Here is a 16,357-nt window from a genome sequence, read left to right as displayed (position 1 = left end):
GATCTGTTCGCCCGCGACCGGGCGGAACCCGTTCACCGCGGCCCGGCGTCACTGTCGGTGGCCGCCTCTACGGTGGTGATCACGACGACGGAGATTCTTGGGGGCTCGGGTGAACGGACGCGTACGCGGCTGGTGGCGGCGGCGACGGTGGGGGCGGTGGGTCGTGCTCGGGCTCGTCCTCCTCCTGGTCGTGCCGCCGGCCGGCAGCGCGCTCGCCCTGCGGCTGAACTACGCGGGGGATCTCCGCGACGGGACGCGGACGCGCGGGAAGGACGCCATCTGGCTCGGCCACGCCTGGGTGGACGGCCGGAAGAAGGACGCCGACCTCACCGCCTTCGCGGCCCGGATCAAGGGCACGGGGATACGCGACCTGTACGTCCACGCGGGCCCGCTGGAGCATGACGGAACGCTCCCCGTGGCGCGCTACCCCCGCGCGAAGTGGCTCATCGAGAACGTGCACCGGACGATGCCGGGGATACGGGTGCACGCCTGGCTGGGCGACATCCTGGCCACCGAGGGCCCGGACGGACTGCGCCTGGAGGACGCGGCCTCGCGCGCGGCCGTGGTGGGATCGGCCCGGCAGATCCTCGACGCCGGCTTCGACGGGGTCCACTTCGACCTGGAACCCCTGCTCTCGGACGACGCGAACTACCTGTCCCTGCTCGACGACCTGGGCGAGCTGACCAGGGCCCGCAAGGTCCCGCTCTCCGTCGCCGCCCACCAGATCGACCCGCTGCCTGCCGCGCACACCGTCAACGGCGCTCTCAGCGGCAGCGAGAAATGGTGGTCCCAGGAGTTCTTCGGGCAGGTCGCCCGCCGGGTCGACCAGATCGCCGTCATGTCGTACGACACCTGGATGCCGCTGGAGAGCCTCTACGGCGGCTACGTCGCCCAGCAGACCAGCCTCGCCCTCGAGGTCACGCCCGAGTCCACCGACCTGCTCATGGGCCTGCCGTTCTTCCACGAGGACGACCTCGGCCACCACGACTCGGCGGAGACGGTCGCGGCCGCGATCCGCGGCACCCGGCTGGGCCTGGGGCGCACGGACCACGACCGCGAACGGTTCGGCGTCGCGCTGTACGTCGACTTCGCCGCGAAGGAGGAGGACTGGGCGGCCTACCGCCACGGCTGGCACTGACGTGGCCGGGTCCGTCGGGTACTACGCCTCCGGCCGCCTCCGGATCTTGTTCCCCAGCCACACCAGCGGGTCGTACTGACGGTCCACGACCCGCTCCTTCAGCGGGATCAGCGCGTTGTCGGTGATCTTGATGCCCTCCGGGCACACCTCCGTACAGCACTTCGTGATGTTGCAGTAGCCGAGCCCGTGCTCCTCCTGCGCCGTCCGCTTCCGGTCGATGCCCGCCTCCTGGGCCGCGTCCAGGGGGTGCATGTCCAGCTCGGCCACCCGCATCAGGAAGCGCGGCCCGGCGAAGGCCGTCTTGTTCTCCTCGTGGTCCCGCACCACGTGGCAGGTGTCCTGACACAGGAAGCACTCGATGCACTTGCGGAACTCCTGCGAGCGCTCCACGTCCCGCTGCCCCATCCGGTACTCGCCCGGGGCGAGCCCCTTTGGCGGGACGAAGGCGGGGACCTCCCGCGCCTTCGCGTAGTTGAAGGACACGTCCGTCACCAGGTCGCGCACCACGGGGAAGGCCCGCAGCGGGGTCACGGTGATCGTCTCCGCCCGGTCGAAGACCGACATCCGGGTCATGCACAGCAGACGCGGCCGCCCGTTGATCTCGGCCGAGCACGAGCCGCACTTGCCGGCCTTGCAGTTCCAGCGCACCGCCAGATCCGGCGCCTGGGTGGCCTGCAGCCGGTGGATGATGTCGAGGACGACCTCGCCGTCGTTCACCTCGACCTGGAAGTCCCGCAGTCCGCCGCCGCCCGCGTCGCCCCGCCACACCTTGAAGGCGGCCTGATAGCTGCTCACTCGTAGAGCTCCTCTTCGGCGAGGTACTTGACCAGCTCCTCCTTCTCGAAGAGGGCGAGCAGGTCCGGACGGATGGGGTCGGTACGCGTCCGTTCCAGGACGACGCCGTCGTCCACCGCGCGGCACAGCAGATTCACCGAACGCCAGGCCCGGTCCATCGAGGGGTGGTCCTCGCGGGTGTGCCCGCCCCGGCTCTCCGTGCGCTCCAGCGCAGCCAGCGCCACGCACTCGCTCACGAGGAGCATGTTGCGCAGGTCGAGGGCCAGGTGCCAGCCCGGGTTGAACTGCCGGTGCCCCTCGACACCCGCCCGCCGCGCCCGCTCGCGCAGCTCGGCGATCCGCTCCAGGGCCTCGGACATCTCCCCCGCGCGCCGGATGATGCCGACGAGGTCGTGCATGGTCCGCTGCAGCTCCTGGTGGAGGGTGTACGGGTTCTCCGCCGGCCCTTCCGAGGCCGGAGCTTCGGCCGCGGCGAACGGAGCGAGCGCCTCGGCCACCGCCGCGTCCACCGCGGCCGGGGACATCGCCGGGCGTCCCGCCCCCGTCGCGTACTCGGCGGCGTGGAGCCCCGCCCGCCGCCCGAACACCAGCAGGTCGGAGAGGGAGTTGCCGCCGAGCCGGTTGGAGCCGTGCATGCCGCCGGCGACCTCACCGGCGGCGAACAGCCCCGGCACGCCCACCGTCGCCGCCGTGTCCGAGTCGACCGCGACGCCGCCCATCACGTAGTGGCAGGTCGGCCCGACCTCCATCGCCTCGGCCGTGATGTCCACGTCCGCCAGCTCCTTGAACTGGTGGTACATCGAGGGCAGGCGCCGCTTGATCACCTCCGCCGGCATCCGCGTCGACACATCGAGGAAGACCCCGCCGTGCGGCGAGCCGCGCCCCGCCTTCACCTCCGAGTTGATCGCCCGCGCCACCTCGTCGCGCGGCAGCAGTTCGGGCGGGCGCCGGTTGTTGTCCGGGTCCTCGTACCAGCGGTCGCCCTCCTCCTCGGTCTGCGCGTACTTCTCCTTGAAGACGTCGGGGACGTAGTCGAACATGAACCGCTTGCCGTCGGAGTTCCGCAGCACCCCGCCGTCCCCGCGCACGGACTCGGTGACGAGGATCCCCTTCACGGACGGCGGCCAGACCATTCCGGTCGGGTGGAACTGCACGAACTCCATGTTCACCAGCGGAGCGCCCGCGAGCAGGGCGAGGGCGTGCCCGTCGCCGGTGTACTCCCACGAGTTCGACGTCACCTTGAAGGACTTGCCGATGCCGCCGGTCGCGAGGACCACGGCCGGCGCGTCCAGGACGAAGAAGCGCCCGGTCTCCCGCTCGTAGCAGAAGACCCCGCTCACCCGGCCCGCTTCGTCCTTCAGGACGCGTGTGACCGTGCACTCCTGGAAGATCTTCAGCCGGGACTCGTACTCCCCGGTCGCGCGGAAGTCCTCCTGCTGGAGGGAGACGGTCTTCTGCTGGAGGGTGCGGATCAGCTCCAGGCCCGTCCGGTCGCCGACGTGCGCGAGCCGCGGGTACTCGTGTCCGCCGAAGTTGCGCTGGGAGATCCGGCCGTCGGCCGTGCGGTCGAAGAGGGCGCCCCAGGTCTCCAGCTCCCAGACCCGGTCCGGGGCCTCGCGTGCGTGCAGCTCGGCCATCCGCCACTGGTTGAGGAACTTCCCGCCGCGCATGGTGTCGCGGAAGTGGATCTGCCAGCTGTCGTGCGGGTTGGCGTTGGCCATGGAGGCGGCGATGCCGCCCTCGGCCATCACCGTGTGCGCCTTACCGAAGAGCGACTTGCAGATCACGGCCGTACGGGCGCCCCGCTCGCGCGCCTCGATCGCGGCCCGCAGTCCGGCGCCGCCGGCCCCGACCACCACCACGTCCCACTGCTGCCGTTCGACCTGTGCCATGTCAGAAGATCCTCGGGTCGTCGAAGGTGCCGGTGGCGAGCAGGTACACGTACAGATCGCAGAGCGCGACGCTGATCAGGGAGGCCCAGGCGAGGAGCATGTGCCGGGCGTTCAGCTTCCCGACCAGGGTCCACAGGCGGTAGCGCACGGGATGCCGGGAGAAGTTCCGCAGCCGGCCGCCGACGATGTGCCGGCAGGAGTGGCAGGAGAGCGTGTACGCCCAGATCAGCACGATGTTGACGAGGAAGATCACCGTTCCGAGTCCCGCGTGACCCCAGGCGTAGGTGGCGTCCCGGAAGGTCAGCACCGTGTCGTAGGTGAGGATCGCGGCGACCGGGAGGGCGGCGTAGAAGAAGTACCGGTGGAGGTTCTGCAGGATCAGCGGAAAGCGGGTCTCGCCGGTGTACGCCGTGTGCGGTTCGGCGACCGCGCAGGCCGGGGGCGAGGCCCAGAAACCGCGGTAGTACGCCTTCCGGTAGTAGTAGCAGGTCAGCCGGAAGCCGAGTGGGAAGACCAGGATCAGCAGGGCGGGGGAGAGGCCCCACCAGCTGCCGAAGATCTCCCAGTTGGGCCCGGCCTTCATCGGGACGCAGTTCTCCGCGAGGCAGGGCGAGTAGAACGGCGAGACGTAGGGGGCGGCGTAGTAGTCGCTGTTGGCGAAGGCGCGCCAGGTGGAGTAGGCGATGAAGGCGAGCAGGCCGGCGGCGGTGGCGGCGGGCGCCAGCCACCACCGGTCGGTCCGCAGATGGCGGGGGGCGATGGCCGCGCGGGAGGGGGAGTGCACCCCGGTGGCGGACACCCCCCTTCCGGTGGAGGGTGGTTCGGTTCCTGTGGCCAACGAGGTCTCCTAGGGCGCGTGCCGGTCGCGTGCTCCCAGGCCCTCGTCGTCCGTGTCGGTCCACAGGCCGCTGTCGTAGGGCGTGTCGGGGATCGTCACGAGATTCTCGGGCCGGCTCGAGGTCGGCGGCGCGGGGGCGCGCCGCTCCGCCGCGATGCTGCGTTCCAGTTGTCCGACCGTGCGGACCAGGTCGTCGAGACAGCGCTTGACGGCCGCCAAATCGTCCTGAAGGGACATCGATTGCCCTCACTTCCGCGATCGCGGGTGGCGAACACGCGCTGGGGGTTCCCCCGGGCCGGGCGGACCCGACCTTGGGGGAGAGTGTCGCGCGTCACATCCTGCTTGTGAAGCCACCTGCACCGGATTCCACTCGTCCGGAGCGCCCCGCCGTCCGGCGGTTCGGCCGCACGGGTGGTGTTTCCGCGCCGTGCCGTCGTGTCGCCGCCACGGGATCCGATTCTTCCTTTTCAGTGTATGAGCAATAGGTGTGATCATCGCCAAATGCCATAAAACTGGACGAAGGGGTACAAGTCATGGCCCAGGTCGGCGCCCCTCGCGGAAGGACATGCTCCAGGAGCCCCCGCTCCCGCACGATCCGCTCCGTCGCCACCCTCACCAGCGCGGTGCTCGCCGTTTCCGTCCTGGCCGGCTGCAGCTCCGCCGACGGGGCCGACGAGGCCCCGGCCGCCGCCCCGGACCACGCGCCCGCCGCCCGCGACCGGGTCGCCGACGGCGGCACCCTGCGCTGGGCCCTGGACGCGATGCCGACCACGCTCAACGCCTTCCAGGCCGACGCCGACGGTTCCACCTCCCGCGTCGCCGGAGCCGTACTCCCCTCGCTCTACACCCTCGACGAGCGCGGCCGGCCCCAGCGCAACCCGGACTACCTCGAGTCCGCGCAGGTGGTCGAGACCGAGCCCCGGCAGGTCGTCCTCTACAAGCTCAACCAGCAGGCCGTCTGGAGCGACGGCCGCGAGATCGGAGCCCCCGACTTCGTCGCGCAGTGGCGCGCCCTCAGCGGCCGGGACACCGCCTACTGGACCGCGCGCAACGCCGGCTACGAGCGGATCGAGAAGATCGAGCGCGGCAAGAACGACCTGGAGGTGCGGGTCACCTTCGCCAAGCCGTACGCCGACTGGCAGTCCCTCTTCACCCCCCTCTATCCGAAGGAGGTGATGGGAGCCCCGAACAGCTTCAACGACGGCGCGCGCACCACGCTGAAGTCAACTGCAGGACCGTTCCTGCTCAAGGCGTCCGACCGCAAGGCCGGCACGCTCACGCTGGCCCGCAACCCCCGCTGGTGGGGTCAGCCCGCCAAGCTCGACGAACTCGTCCTCAAGGCCGTGCCCCGCTCCGAGCGCGTCGCCGCGCTCGCCGCCGGCGGCCTCGATCTGGCCGAGATCGACCGGGCCGCCGCGGACCGTATCGCGCTCGCGGTACGGGATGCCCGCGCCGGCCGGAACGGCGGACAGGCGCTCACGCACGGCCCCGGCGCCGCGATCACACCCTCCGCCGCGCTCAAGGCGTGGGCCCTGGCGCACGGCTCCGACGAGGAGCAGGCGGAGATCGTCCAGGCCGCCCGCGAGGAGAACCAGCAGGCCATCGGGCGGTACGCGACCGAGCAGACCGCCCTCGGAAAGCTCGTGGTGCGCAAGTCGCTGGAGCCCGCGTACACCCAGCTCTCGCTCAACGGAGAATCGGGGCCGCTCGCCGACGAGCGGGTGCGCAGGGCGGTGGCCCGCGCGATCGACCGTAAGGAACTGGCCGAATCCGTACTCAAGCCGCTCGGGCTGCCCGCCAAGCCGCCTGGCAGCCACCTGGCACTGGCGGGGCAGGCGGCGTACGCGGACAACAGCGACGCGCTCGGCGACCAGGACACCGAGGAGGCGCGGGCGCTCCTCGCGGACGCGGGCTGGGTACCGGGCGGCGCGAGCAAGAAGCCGGCCGGGACGAAGGCGGGCAGCGAGGCGACGAAGGAGGCCGCCGAGAAGAAAGAGGAGGCCGCCGAGAAGAAGGCCGCCGACAAGAACGCCACGGGCGCCGCCGACAAGACCGCCACCACCGGCAGGGCCGGGAAGCCCGAGGCCGACGTCGCCTCGGACGACGGCCTCTACATCGTCGGCGACGACAAGCCCGGCGGCACCGCCGCCCGCCTGGACGGCAAGGCCGGCGGTCCCGCCCTCGGCGTCACGGGCCCCGAGAGCGGCACCCGCCCCCTGGACGGCAAGGCCGGCGGTCCCGCCCTCGGCGCGACGGGCCCCGAGAGCGGCACCCATGTCCTCGCCCCGGCGCCCGGCGCCGCGCTCCAGAACGTGGCACTGCTCCGCCAGGCCGCGTCCCTCGACACCGGCCAGGACGCCGCCACGGAGGCCAAGGCCAGGAACGCGGCCGGGCCCGACCAAGGCGTCGCAGGCGCCTACGCTCCGCGCGGCACCGCCGCCCCCGCCCCGGCCGCCGCCCCCGAGGCCCTGGGCAAGGACGGCAAGCCGCTCAGCCTGCGCTTCGTCCTGCCCTCCGGCCCCGGCTCGGAGTCGCTGCGGGCCGTCGGCGACAGGATCATCCGGATGCTCGACGTGGTCGGCATCCGCACCGAGGTCACCAAGGTCGCCGACGACAGTTTCTTCAAGGACCACATCGCCTCCGGTGACTACGACCTGGCGCTCTACTCCTGGCCGGCCACCGCCTTCCCGGCGACCGACGCGCGGCCGATCTTCGCCAAGCCCGAGCCGGCCTCGGACGGCTCGCTTCTGGTCGAGCAGAATTACGCGCGGGTCGGCACCGATCGTATCGATCAGCTGTTCGACCAGGCGGTGGCCACCCTCGACGAGGAGGAGGCGCGCGACCTGGTCCGCCAGGCGGACGCCCGGATCTGGGCCGCAGCCGGATCGATTCCCCTCTATCAGCGCCCCCAGCTGGTGGCCGCCAAGCCCGAGGTGGTGAACGCGGGCGCCTGGGGCTTCGCGACGCCTCGGTACCAGGACATCGGGTTCAAGAAGCCCGAATCGGCCAAGGGCGCGGAGCGCGACACCGGGAAATAAACAGAAAGAGCAGGTCACAACCTCAGAAGCAGCTCAAGTTCCTTGCCCGCCGGTGATCCCGGCGGGCAGGATCACGTCCGGCCCCTTGACCCGGTCGCTTGATCACGCTCTCCCCCTCCACACCCAGTGCACGATCGCACCACCGAGGCATCCCAAAACCTCCAGCAGACCCCCTCGGATCCGGGCGGGGAAGCCCCTTGCGTGGCAGCCCCGTACCATAGGACTTAGCCGTGGCGCGTCCGCCCGGCGGGCGTAAGAGGAACCGACGCCGCATCCCACGATCCGAGAGAAGCGCAAGCACCCATGCCCACGCGCCACGACATCCGTAACGTCGCCATCGTCGCCCACGTCGACCATGGCAAGACGACCATCGTCGACGCCATGCTCAAGCAGGCCGGTGCCTTCGCCGCCCACCAGCACCTCGACGACCGCATGATGGACTCGAACGACCTGGAGCGTGAGAAGGGCATCACGATCCTCGCCAAGAACACGGCGGTGAAGTATCACCCCAAGGACGGCGGGGCCCCGATCACGATCAACATCATCGACACCCCCGGCCACGCCGACTTCGGTGGCGAGGTCGAGCGCGGTCTGTCGATGGTGGACGCGGTCGTCCTTCTCGTCGACGCCTCCGAGGGCCCGCTTCCGCAGACCCGCTTCGTGCTGCGCAAGGCCCTTCAGGCCCGGATGCCCGTCATCCTCTGCATCAACAAGACCGACCGCCCGGACTCCCGGATCGACGAGGTCGTCAACGAGACCTACGACCTCTTCCTCGACCTGGACGCGGACGAGGACCAGATCGAGTTCCCGATCGTCTACGCCTGCGGCCGTGACGGCGTCGCCTCGCTGACCAAGCCGGAGGACGGCACCGTCCCGGCGGACAGCGACAACCTGGAGCCGTTCTTCTCCACGATCCTGGAGCACGTCCCGGCCCCGGTGTACGACGAGGAGGCGCCGCTCCAGGCGCACGTCACCAACCTCGACGCCGACAACTTCCTCGGCCGTATCGCGCTGCTCCGCGTCGAGCAGGGCGAGCTGCGCAAGGGCCAGACGGTCGCGTGGATCAAGCGGGACGGCACGATCTCCAACGTCCGCATCACCGAGCTGATGATGACCGAGGCGCTCACCCGCAAGCCGGCCGAGGTCGCCGGCCCCGGTGACATCTGCGCCGTCGCCGGTATCCCCGACATCATGATCGGCGAGACGCTGGCCGACCCGGAGAACCCGATCGCGCTGCCGCTGATCACGGTCGACCAGCCCGCCATCTCGATGACCATCGGTACGAACACCTCGCCGCTCGTCGGCCGCGGTGGCACCGGCAAGGGGGCGGACGCCAAGTCCGCCGTGAAGGACCGCAAGGTCACCGCCCGCCAGGTGAAGGACCGCCTGGACCGCGAGCTGATCGGTAACGTCTCGCTCCGCGTCCTCGACACCGAGCGGCCGGACGCCTGGGAGGTCCAGGGCCGTGGTGAGCTCGCGCTCGCCATCCTGGTCGAGCAGATGCGCCGCGAGGGCTTCGAGCTCACCATCGGCAAGCCGCAGGTCGTCACCAAGGAGGTCGACGGCAAGATCCACGAGCCGGTCGAGCGTCTGACGGTCGACGTCCCCGAGGAGCACATGGGCGCGGTCACGCAGCTCATGGGTGTCCGCAAGGGCCGCATGGACAACATGTCCAACCACGGCTCCGGCTGGGTCCGCATGGAGTTCGTCGTCCCGTCCCGCGGCCTGATCGGCTTCCGTACGGAGTTCCTGACCAACACCCGCGGTACGGGCATCGCCCACTCGATCCACGAGGGTCACGAGCCGTGGTTCGGCACCCTGACCACCCGTAACAACGGTTCGCTGGTCGCCGACCGGGCCGGCGCGGTCACCGGTTTCGCGATGACCAACCTGCAGGAGCGCGGCGTGCTGTTCGTCGACCCCGGCACCGAGGTGTACGAGGGCATGATCGTCGGCGAGAACTCCCGCGCCGACGACATGGACGTCAACATCACCAAGGAGAAGAAGCTCACCAACATGCGCTCCTCCTCCGCCGACTCCTTCGAGGCGATCGTCCCGCCGCGCAAGCTCTCGCTGGAGCAGTCGCTGGAGTTCTGCCGTGACGACGAGTGCGTCGAGGTGACCCCGGAGGCCGTGCGTATCCGCAAGGTCGTCCTGGACCAGAAGGAGCGCGGCCGTACGGCCTCGCGCGCCAAGAACAACTGAACGATCTCGTAGGCGGCCGATCTGTGTTCCGCGCCGCATCGAACTGACCTCGCGTCAGAACTGGGCCCGGGCTCCCGCAGACACTGTGGGGGCCCGGGCCTTTCGTCAAATCCATTTCATGGGCAGGGTGTCCGGATATCGGTCGTCGCTCTCCGGAACGTGTGTTAACGGTCCGTTTCGGGGGTGTCTGTCTGTGATCAGTTTGTCCGGATTTCGGTCTTAGGGCCCATGGTGATGTTGTCAAAACGAGACCACTTAAGTGTGGTTTACAGCTCGGACGTACTTAATAGTTGGCTCCATTGAGCTCGGGTCAATGGGTCAGCGCACTGTGGGGAGTGCCGACTCACGAGCACACTCGGGGCACTTGAGTGCATCGCCGTCAGGGGTGTCGGCAGACTCGAAGTGCCCTTCTTGTAGTAACCAGTGACTCATGAGGAGGAACCCATGCGCGGTGCCAAGAGCGCCAAGTGGGTAGTGGGCGCGATCGTCGTCGCCCTGGCAGCGACCGCCTGTGGCGGGGGTAACGGCGGCGGCAGCGACGCCAAGGGTGAGGTTGACCCGAACGGCATCTACTCCATGGAGCTGGGTGAGCCGGAGAAGCTCCTGCACACCGGCGACACCATGGAGAACAACGGATCCATCGTCATGGATGGACTGTTCTCGCAGCTCGTCGACTACAAGGAAGACGGCTCGCTCGAGATGGTCAACGCCGAGTCGGTCACCACGACCGACTCGAAGACGTGGACCGTGAAGCTCAAGAAGGGCTGGACCTTCCACGACGGCACTCCGGTGACCGCCAAGTCCTACGTGGACGCGTGGAACTGGAACGCCAACATCGGCAACGCCATGGGCCTGTCCTCGTGGTTCGCGGACATCAAGGGCTTCGAGGCGGTGCACCCCGAGAAGGAGGGCGCCAAGCCGACGTCCGACAAGCTCACCGGCCTGAAGGTCATCGACGACACGACCTTCACCATCGAGCTCAAGGGCGCCGTCCCGGCCTTCGGCCACAAGCTCGCTTACATCGTGTTCGCGCCGCTGCCGGAGTCCTTCTACAAGAACCCCAAGGCCGCTGGTGAGAAGCCGGTCGGCAACGGTCCCTACAAGTTCGAGTCCTGGGACCACAAGAAGCAGATCAAGATCGTCCGTTACGACGGTTACAAGGGCGCAGACAAGGCCAAGAACGGCGGTGTGCTCTTCAAGAACTACACCACCCTCGAGGCCGCGTACGAGGACCTGAAGTCGGGCAACGTCGACGTCCTGCGTCAGCTCGCCCCGAAGGACCTCCCGGTCTACCGCCAGGACCTCGGTGACCGCGCCGTGGACCAGGCGTACTCCGCCGTCCAGACGCTGGCCATCGCGTTCTACGCGGACCAGTGGAAGAAGCCCAAGCAGGTCGACCCGAAGGTCATCCAGGGCCTCTCGATGGCGATCGACCGCGCCACCATCACCAAGACGGTGCTGCAGGGTACGCGTGAGCCGGCGACCGGCTGGGTCGCCAAGGGCGTCCTGGGCTTCCAGGAGAACGCCGCGGGCGACGTCACCAAGTTCGACCCGGCCAAGGCCAAGGAGCTCATCAAGGCCGGCGGTGGCGTCCCGAACAACGCCATCACCATCCAGTTCAACGCCGACGGCGGCCACAAGGAGTGGGTCGACGCGGTCTGCAACAGCATCACCCAGGCGACCGGCGTCAAGTGCACCGGTGACAGCAAGCCCGACTTCCAGGCCGACCTGACCGCTCGTAAGAGCAAGCAGGTCAAGTCGATCTACCGCTCGGGCTGGGTGCTGGACTACCCCGTCAACTCCAACTTCATCAGCGACCTGTTCCGCACGGGTGCGGCGGGCAACCAGGGTGACTTCAGCAACAAGGAGCTCGACGCCCGCATCGCTAAGGCGGACAGCGCCGCGACGCTCGACGAGTCGGTGAAGGCGTACCAGGCCATCGAGAAGGACCTGGTCAACTACATGCCGTCGATCCCGCTCTGGTACTACAAGGTCAACGCGGGCTTCTCGGAGAAGGTCTCCGGCGTGAAGTACGGCCAGGACGGCGACCCGATCCTGGACAGCGTCGAGGTCATGAAGTAACCACCCAAGCGTAGTCCGCACGCCGGCGCGGGACCTGACGGATCGTCGGTCCCGCCCGGTGCCTTACGCAGTGGCTGGGGGGCCCTTCCACGACGTTCGCGTACCGACCGGGACGCGGGCGGCCGGGGGAGGGCCCGTCGGCTGCCGCTGTCACATCTCAACGGAGGCATGATGGGGCGCTATGTCGCACGACGACTGCTCCAGATGATCCCGGTATTCCTCGGGACGACCTTTCTGATCTTCTTCATGGTCTACAGCCTGCCCGGCGACCCCGTGCTGGGGCTGTTCGGTGACAAGGGTGTCGACCCCGCGACGTTGGCCGCGAAGAGAAAAGAACTGGGACTGGACCTGCCTATCTGGCAGCAGTACTGGAACTACATGACCAACATCATCCTGCACTTCGACTTCGGCAACCAGATCCGCAACGGTCGCCCGGTCACCGAAGTGCTGGGTGACGCGTTCCCCATCACCCTTCAGCTCGCCGCCCTGGCCTTCGCCTTCGAGCTGATCTTCGGCATCGGCCTCGGCGTCATCGCCGGCCTGAAGGCGGGCCGACTGGCCGACAACGCGGTCCTGATCTTCACGCTGCTGATCATCTCGATTCCCGTGTTCGTGCTGGGCTTCATCATCAAGATGGTCTTCGCCTTCGAGCTCGGCTGGATGGCTCCGAACGTCAGCAACGAGCAGAAGTGGTCCGAGCTGATCGCGCCGGCCATCGTGCTCGGCGGTCTCTCCCTCGCGTACGTCGCCCGGCTCACCCGTACCTCCATGGCGGAGAACCTGCGCGCCGACTACATGCGTACGGCCATCGCCAAGGGTCTGCCGAAGCGCCGGGTCATCGGCGTCCACCTGATGCGCAACTCGATGATCCCCGTCGTCACCTTCCTCGGCACCGACATCGGCGCCCTGATGGGCGGCGCGGTCGTCACCGAAGGCATCTTCAACGTCAAGGGCGTCGGCGGGCTCATCTACGAGTCGATCACCCGGCGTGAGGGCACCACGCTCGTGGGCCTCGTCACCATCCTGGTGCTCGTCTACCTCGCCACCAGCCTGCTCATCGACCTGCTGTACGCGGTCCTGGACCCGAGGATCCGTTATGCCTGACGTGACCAAGACCGCAGCCGAGGCCGTCGAGGACGCCATCGCGCCGCCCTCCGCCGCGGAGCCGGCTCCGCAGCCGAAGGCGGAGAAGGCGCGCAGCCTCTGGGGCGACGCCTGGGTGGACCTGCGCCGCAACCCGTACTTCCTCGTGTCGTCGGTGCTGATCTTCTTCCTGCTGCTGATCGCCGCCTTCCCGTCTCTCTTCACCAGCGCCTCGCCCACCGTCGGCGACCTGGTGAACCACTACCTCGGCAAGCCGGAGCTCGGCAAGATCGGCTCCGAGGGCTGGCTCGGCTACGACGGGCAGGGCCGCTCCGTCTACGCCCGTCTGATCCACGGCACCCGTGCCTCGGTCATCGTCGGCATCTGCGTCACCCTGATCGTCACCATCATCGGCGGCATCATGGGCATGATCGCCGGTTACTTCGGCGGCATCATCGACGCGGTCCTGTCGCGGGTCACCGACATCTTCTTCGGTATCCCGTTCCTGCTCGGCGCCATGGTCGTCCTGCAGTCCTTCACCGAGCGCACGATCTGGGTGGTCGTCTTCGCCCTGGCGTTCCTCGGCTGGACGCAGATCACCCGCGTGATGCGCGGTGCCGTGATCACGGTCAAGCAGGCGGACTACGTCCAGGCCGCCAAGGCGCTCGGCGCCGGCACCGGCCGCATCCTGTTCCGGCACATCCTGCCGAACGCCATGGCTCCCGTGATCGTCGTCGCGACCATCGCGCTCGGCGGCTACATCTCCGCCGAGGCGACCCTGTCCTACCTGGGCCTGGGCCTTTCGTCGCCCATCGTCTCGTGGGGTGTGGACATCTCCACCGGTGTCACGCAGATCCGTACGGCACAGCACATCCTGCTGTACCCGTCGATCATGCTGAGCATCACCGTTCTGGCGTTCATCATGCTCGGCGAAGCCGTCCGCAACGCCCTCGACCCCAAGCTGCGCTGAGGAGGGCGTAAAACGTGAGCATCATCGACAACACGGGCAAGACCGCGACCGTTCCCGCGCCGCGCGACGGCGACGACTACAACGGTCCCCTGCTCGAAGTCCGTGACCTGCATGTGGAGTTCCACACCCGTGACGGTGTGGCCAAGGCGGTCAACGGTGTCAACTACTCCGTCAACGCGGGGGAGACGCTCGCCGTGCTCGGCGAGTCCGGCTCCGGCAAGTCCGTCACCGCGCAGGCCATCATGGGCATCCTCGACATGCCGCCGGGCAAGATCCCACAGGGCGAGATCTTCTTCCGCGGCGAGGACATGCTCAAGATGTCCTACGAGGAGCGCCGGAAGATCCGCGGCCGGAAGATCGCCATGATCTTCCAGGACGCGCTCTCCTCCCTGAACCCGGTCCTCACCGTCGGCTACCAGCTCGGCGAGATGTACCGGGTGCACCACGGCCTCTCCAAGAAGGAGGCCAAGGCCAAGGCCATCGAGCTGATGGACAAGGTCAAGATCCCCGCCGCCGCGGCGCGGGTGAACGACTACCCCCACCAGTTCTCCGGCGGTATGCGCCAGCGCATCATGATCGCCATGGCGCTCGCCCTGGAGCCGGATCTGATCATCGCGGACGAGCCCACCACGGCGCTCGACGTGACGGTCCAGGCGCAGGTCATGGACCTCCTCGCGGAGCTCCAGCGCGAATACAACATGGGCCTGATCCTGATCACCCACGACCTCGGCGTCGTCGCCGACGTCGCGGACAAGATCGCGGTCATGTACGCGGGCCGGATCGTCGAGACCGCCCCCGTCCACGAGCTGTACAAGCGCCCGGCCCACCCGTACACCCGGGGTCTGCTCGACTCGATCCCGCGCCTGGACCAGAAGGGCCAGGAGCTGTACGCGATCAAGGGTCTGCCGCCCAACCTGCTCCGCGTCCCCACCGGCTGCGCCTTCAACCCGCGCTGCCCGAAGGCCGAAGACATCTGCCGCACGGAGATCCCGGCGCTCGCGCCGGTCGCCGAGCAGGACGGCACGGAGCTGCCCGGCCGCGGCAGCGCCTGCCACTTCTGGAAGGAGACGATCCATGGCTGAGCTCAGCAAGAACGGTGAGGCCGCGGACGCGACTCCGAACGTCACCGAGGTCGAGACGGTCGACGCCGCCACCGAGGCGGAGGCCGTGGCCGCCATCGAGGCGCCCGTCGGGCGCGGTGAGCCGATCCTGCAGGTGCGCAACCTGGTCAAGCACTTCCCGCTGACCCAGGGCATCCTCTTCAAGAAGCAGGTCGGCGCCGTCAAGGCCGTGGACGGGGTCTCCTTCGACCTCTACCAGGGCGAGACCCTCGGCATCGTGGGCGAGTCCGGCTGTGGCAAGTCCACGGTCGCCAAGCTCCTGATGACCCTGGAGCGGGCCACCGCCGGCGAGGTCTTCTACAAGGGCCAGGACATCACCAAGCTGTCCGGCCGCGCGCTGAAGGCCGTCCGCCGGAACATCCAGATGGTGTTCCAGGACCCGTACACCTCGCTCAACCCGCGCATGACGGTGGGCGACATCATCGGCGAGCCCTTCGACATCCACCCCGAGGTGGCTCCGAAGGGTGACCGGCGCCGCAAGGTGCAGGAGCTGCTCGATGTGGTCGGTCTGAACCCCGAGTACATCAACCGCTACCCGCACCAGTTCTCCGGCGGTCAGCGCCAGCGCATCGGCATCGCCCGAGGCCTCGCGCTCAACCCGGAGATCATCATCTGCGACGAGCCGGTCTCGGCCCTGGACGTCTCCGTCCAGGCGCAGGTCATCAACCTGATGGAGAAGCTGCAGGACGAGTTCAACCTCTCCTACGTCTTCATCGCGCACGACCTGTCGATCGTCCGGCACATCTCCGACCGGGTCGGCGTGATGTACCTCGGCAAGATGGCCGAGATCGGTACGGACACGCAGATCTACGACCACCCGACGCACCCCTACACCCAGGCGCTGCTGTCGGCGGTCCCGGTTCCGGACCCGGAGGCCCGCGAGGGCCGCGAGCGGATCATCCTCACCGGTGACGTCCCCTCGCCGGCCAACCCGCCGTCGGGCTGCCGCTTCCGCACCCGGTGCTGGAAGGCCGAGGAGAAGTGCTCCACCGAGGTTCCGCTCCTCGCGATCCCGGAGCGCTTCCAGGGTCAGGACACCCCGGCCGCGCACGAATCGGCGTGCCACTTCGCCGAGGAGAAGGACGTCATCCACGCGGCGTAGCCTCCGGCGGTAGCTGACGAGGGCGCTCGGACCATGCGGTCCGGGCGCCCTCGTCGCGTTTGTCCGTATGGGTGTGGAGAAGGTGCATATCGC

12 protein-coding genes are annotated in these 16,357 nt (G+C 68.7%); 8 read left to right on the top strand and 4 right to left on the bottom strand.

The annotated features are described in order from the left end of the window. Positions 1-109 precede the first annotated feature (109 nt). The gene (locus tag IE136_RS14325) at positions 110-1,138 is read left to right on the top strand and encodes a glycoside hydrolase family 18 protein (RefSeq protein WP_158990071.1); all 1,029 of its coding nucleotides are present in this window, start codon (positions 110-112) and stop codon (positions 1,136-1,138) included. A gap of 21 nt (positions 1,139-1,159) precedes the next feature. Here IE136_RS14325 and IE136_RS14320 read toward each other — a convergent pair whose 3' ends face one another. Genes IE136_RS14320 through IE136_RS14305 form a run of 4 tightly spaced genes read right to left on the bottom strand, consistent with a single transcriptional unit; the run spans position 1,160 to position 4,900 of the window. After that, a complete protein-coding gene (locus IE136_RS14320) occupies positions 1,160-1,933 on the bottom strand; it encodes a succinate dehydrogenase/fumarate reductase iron-sulfur subunit (protein WP_158990073.1) in 774 nt (257 codons plus the stop codon). After that, positions 1,930-3,825: a fumarate reductase/succinate dehydrogenase flavoprotein subunit gene (locus IE136_RS14315; protein WP_189600505.1), complete on the bottom strand. Its 1,896-nt coding sequence runs from the start codon at positions 3,823-3,825 to the stop codon at positions 1,930-1,932. Before IE136_RS14315 ends, IE136_RS14320 begins: the two co-directional genes overlap by 4 nt. A gap of 1 nt (position 3,826) precedes the next feature. Beyond that, positions 3,827-4,663, bottom strand: coding sequence for a succinate dehydrogenase subunit SdhC (gene sdhC / locus IE136_RS14310; RefSeq protein WP_158990078.1), 837 nt, complete (start codon positions 4,661-4,663; stop codon positions 3,827-3,829). Positions 4,664-4,672: 9 nt separating this feature from the next. Beyond that, positions 4,673-4,900, bottom strand: coding sequence for an Rv0250c family protein (locus IE136_RS14305; protein WP_158990080.1), 228 nt, complete (start codon positions 4,898-4,900; stop codon positions 4,673-4,675). A 296-nt stretch (positions 4,901-5,196) separates the two neighbouring features. On the opposite strand from IE136_RS14305, the gene IE136_RS14300 reads away from it, so the two are divergent. From IE136_RS14300 to IE136_RS14270, 7 genes are all read left to right on the top strand, one after another. Beyond that, the gene (locus IE136_RS14300) at positions 5,197-7,701 is read left to right on the top strand and encodes an ABC transporter family substrate-binding protein (protein ID WP_189600504.1); all 2,505 of its coding nucleotides are present in this window, start codon (positions 5,197-5,199) and stop codon (positions 7,699-7,701) included. A gap of 303 nt (positions 7,702-8,004) precedes the next feature. Continuing rightward, positions 8,005-9,906: a translational GTPase TypA gene (gene typA, locus IE136_RS14295; protein ID WP_158990084.1), complete on the top strand. Its 1,902-nt coding sequence runs from the start codon at positions 8,005-8,007 to the stop codon at positions 9,904-9,906. Between the two features lie 444 nt (positions 9,907-10,350). Further along, positions 10,351-11,988, top strand: coding sequence for a peptide ABC transporter substrate-binding protein (locus IE136_RS14290; RefSeq protein WP_158990086.1), 1,638 nt, complete (start codon positions 10,351-10,353; stop codon positions 11,986-11,988). 171 nt (positions 11,989-12,159) lie between these two features. Then, positions 12,160-13,092: an ABC transporter permease gene (locus tag IE136_RS14285; protein ID WP_162467859.1), complete on the top strand. Its 933-nt coding sequence runs from the start codon at positions 12,160-12,162 to the stop codon at positions 13,090-13,092. After that, the gene (locus tag IE136_RS14280) at positions 13,085-14,041 is read left to right on the top strand and encodes an ABC transporter permease (protein WP_158990090.1); all 957 of its coding nucleotides are present in this window, start codon (positions 13,085-13,087) and stop codon (positions 14,039-14,041) included. Before IE136_RS14285 ends, IE136_RS14280 begins: the two co-directional genes overlap by 8 nt. Before the next feature lie 14 nt (positions 14,042-14,055). After that, positions 14,056-15,123, top strand: coding sequence for an ABC transporter ATP-binding protein (locus tag IE136_RS14275; RefSeq protein WP_373309064.1), 1,068 nt, complete (start codon positions 14,056-14,058; stop codon positions 15,121-15,123). Next, a complete protein-coding gene (locus IE136_RS14270; protein ID WP_158990092.1) occupies positions 15,116-16,264 on the top strand; it encodes an ABC transporter ATP-binding protein in 1,149 nt (382 codons plus the stop codon). Before IE136_RS14275 ends, IE136_RS14270 begins: the two co-directional genes overlap by 8 nt. Positions 16,265-16,357: the final 93 nt, after the last annotated feature.

This window comes from Streptomyces lateritius, assembly GCF_014649715.1.
Taxonomy (GTDB): Bacteria; Actinomycetota; Actinomycetes; order Streptomycetales; family Streptomycetaceae; genus Streptomyces; species Streptomyces lateritius.
The sequence above is the reverse complement of the archived record's forward strand: the minus strand, read 5'-3'. Positions and strand labels throughout refer to the sequence as shown.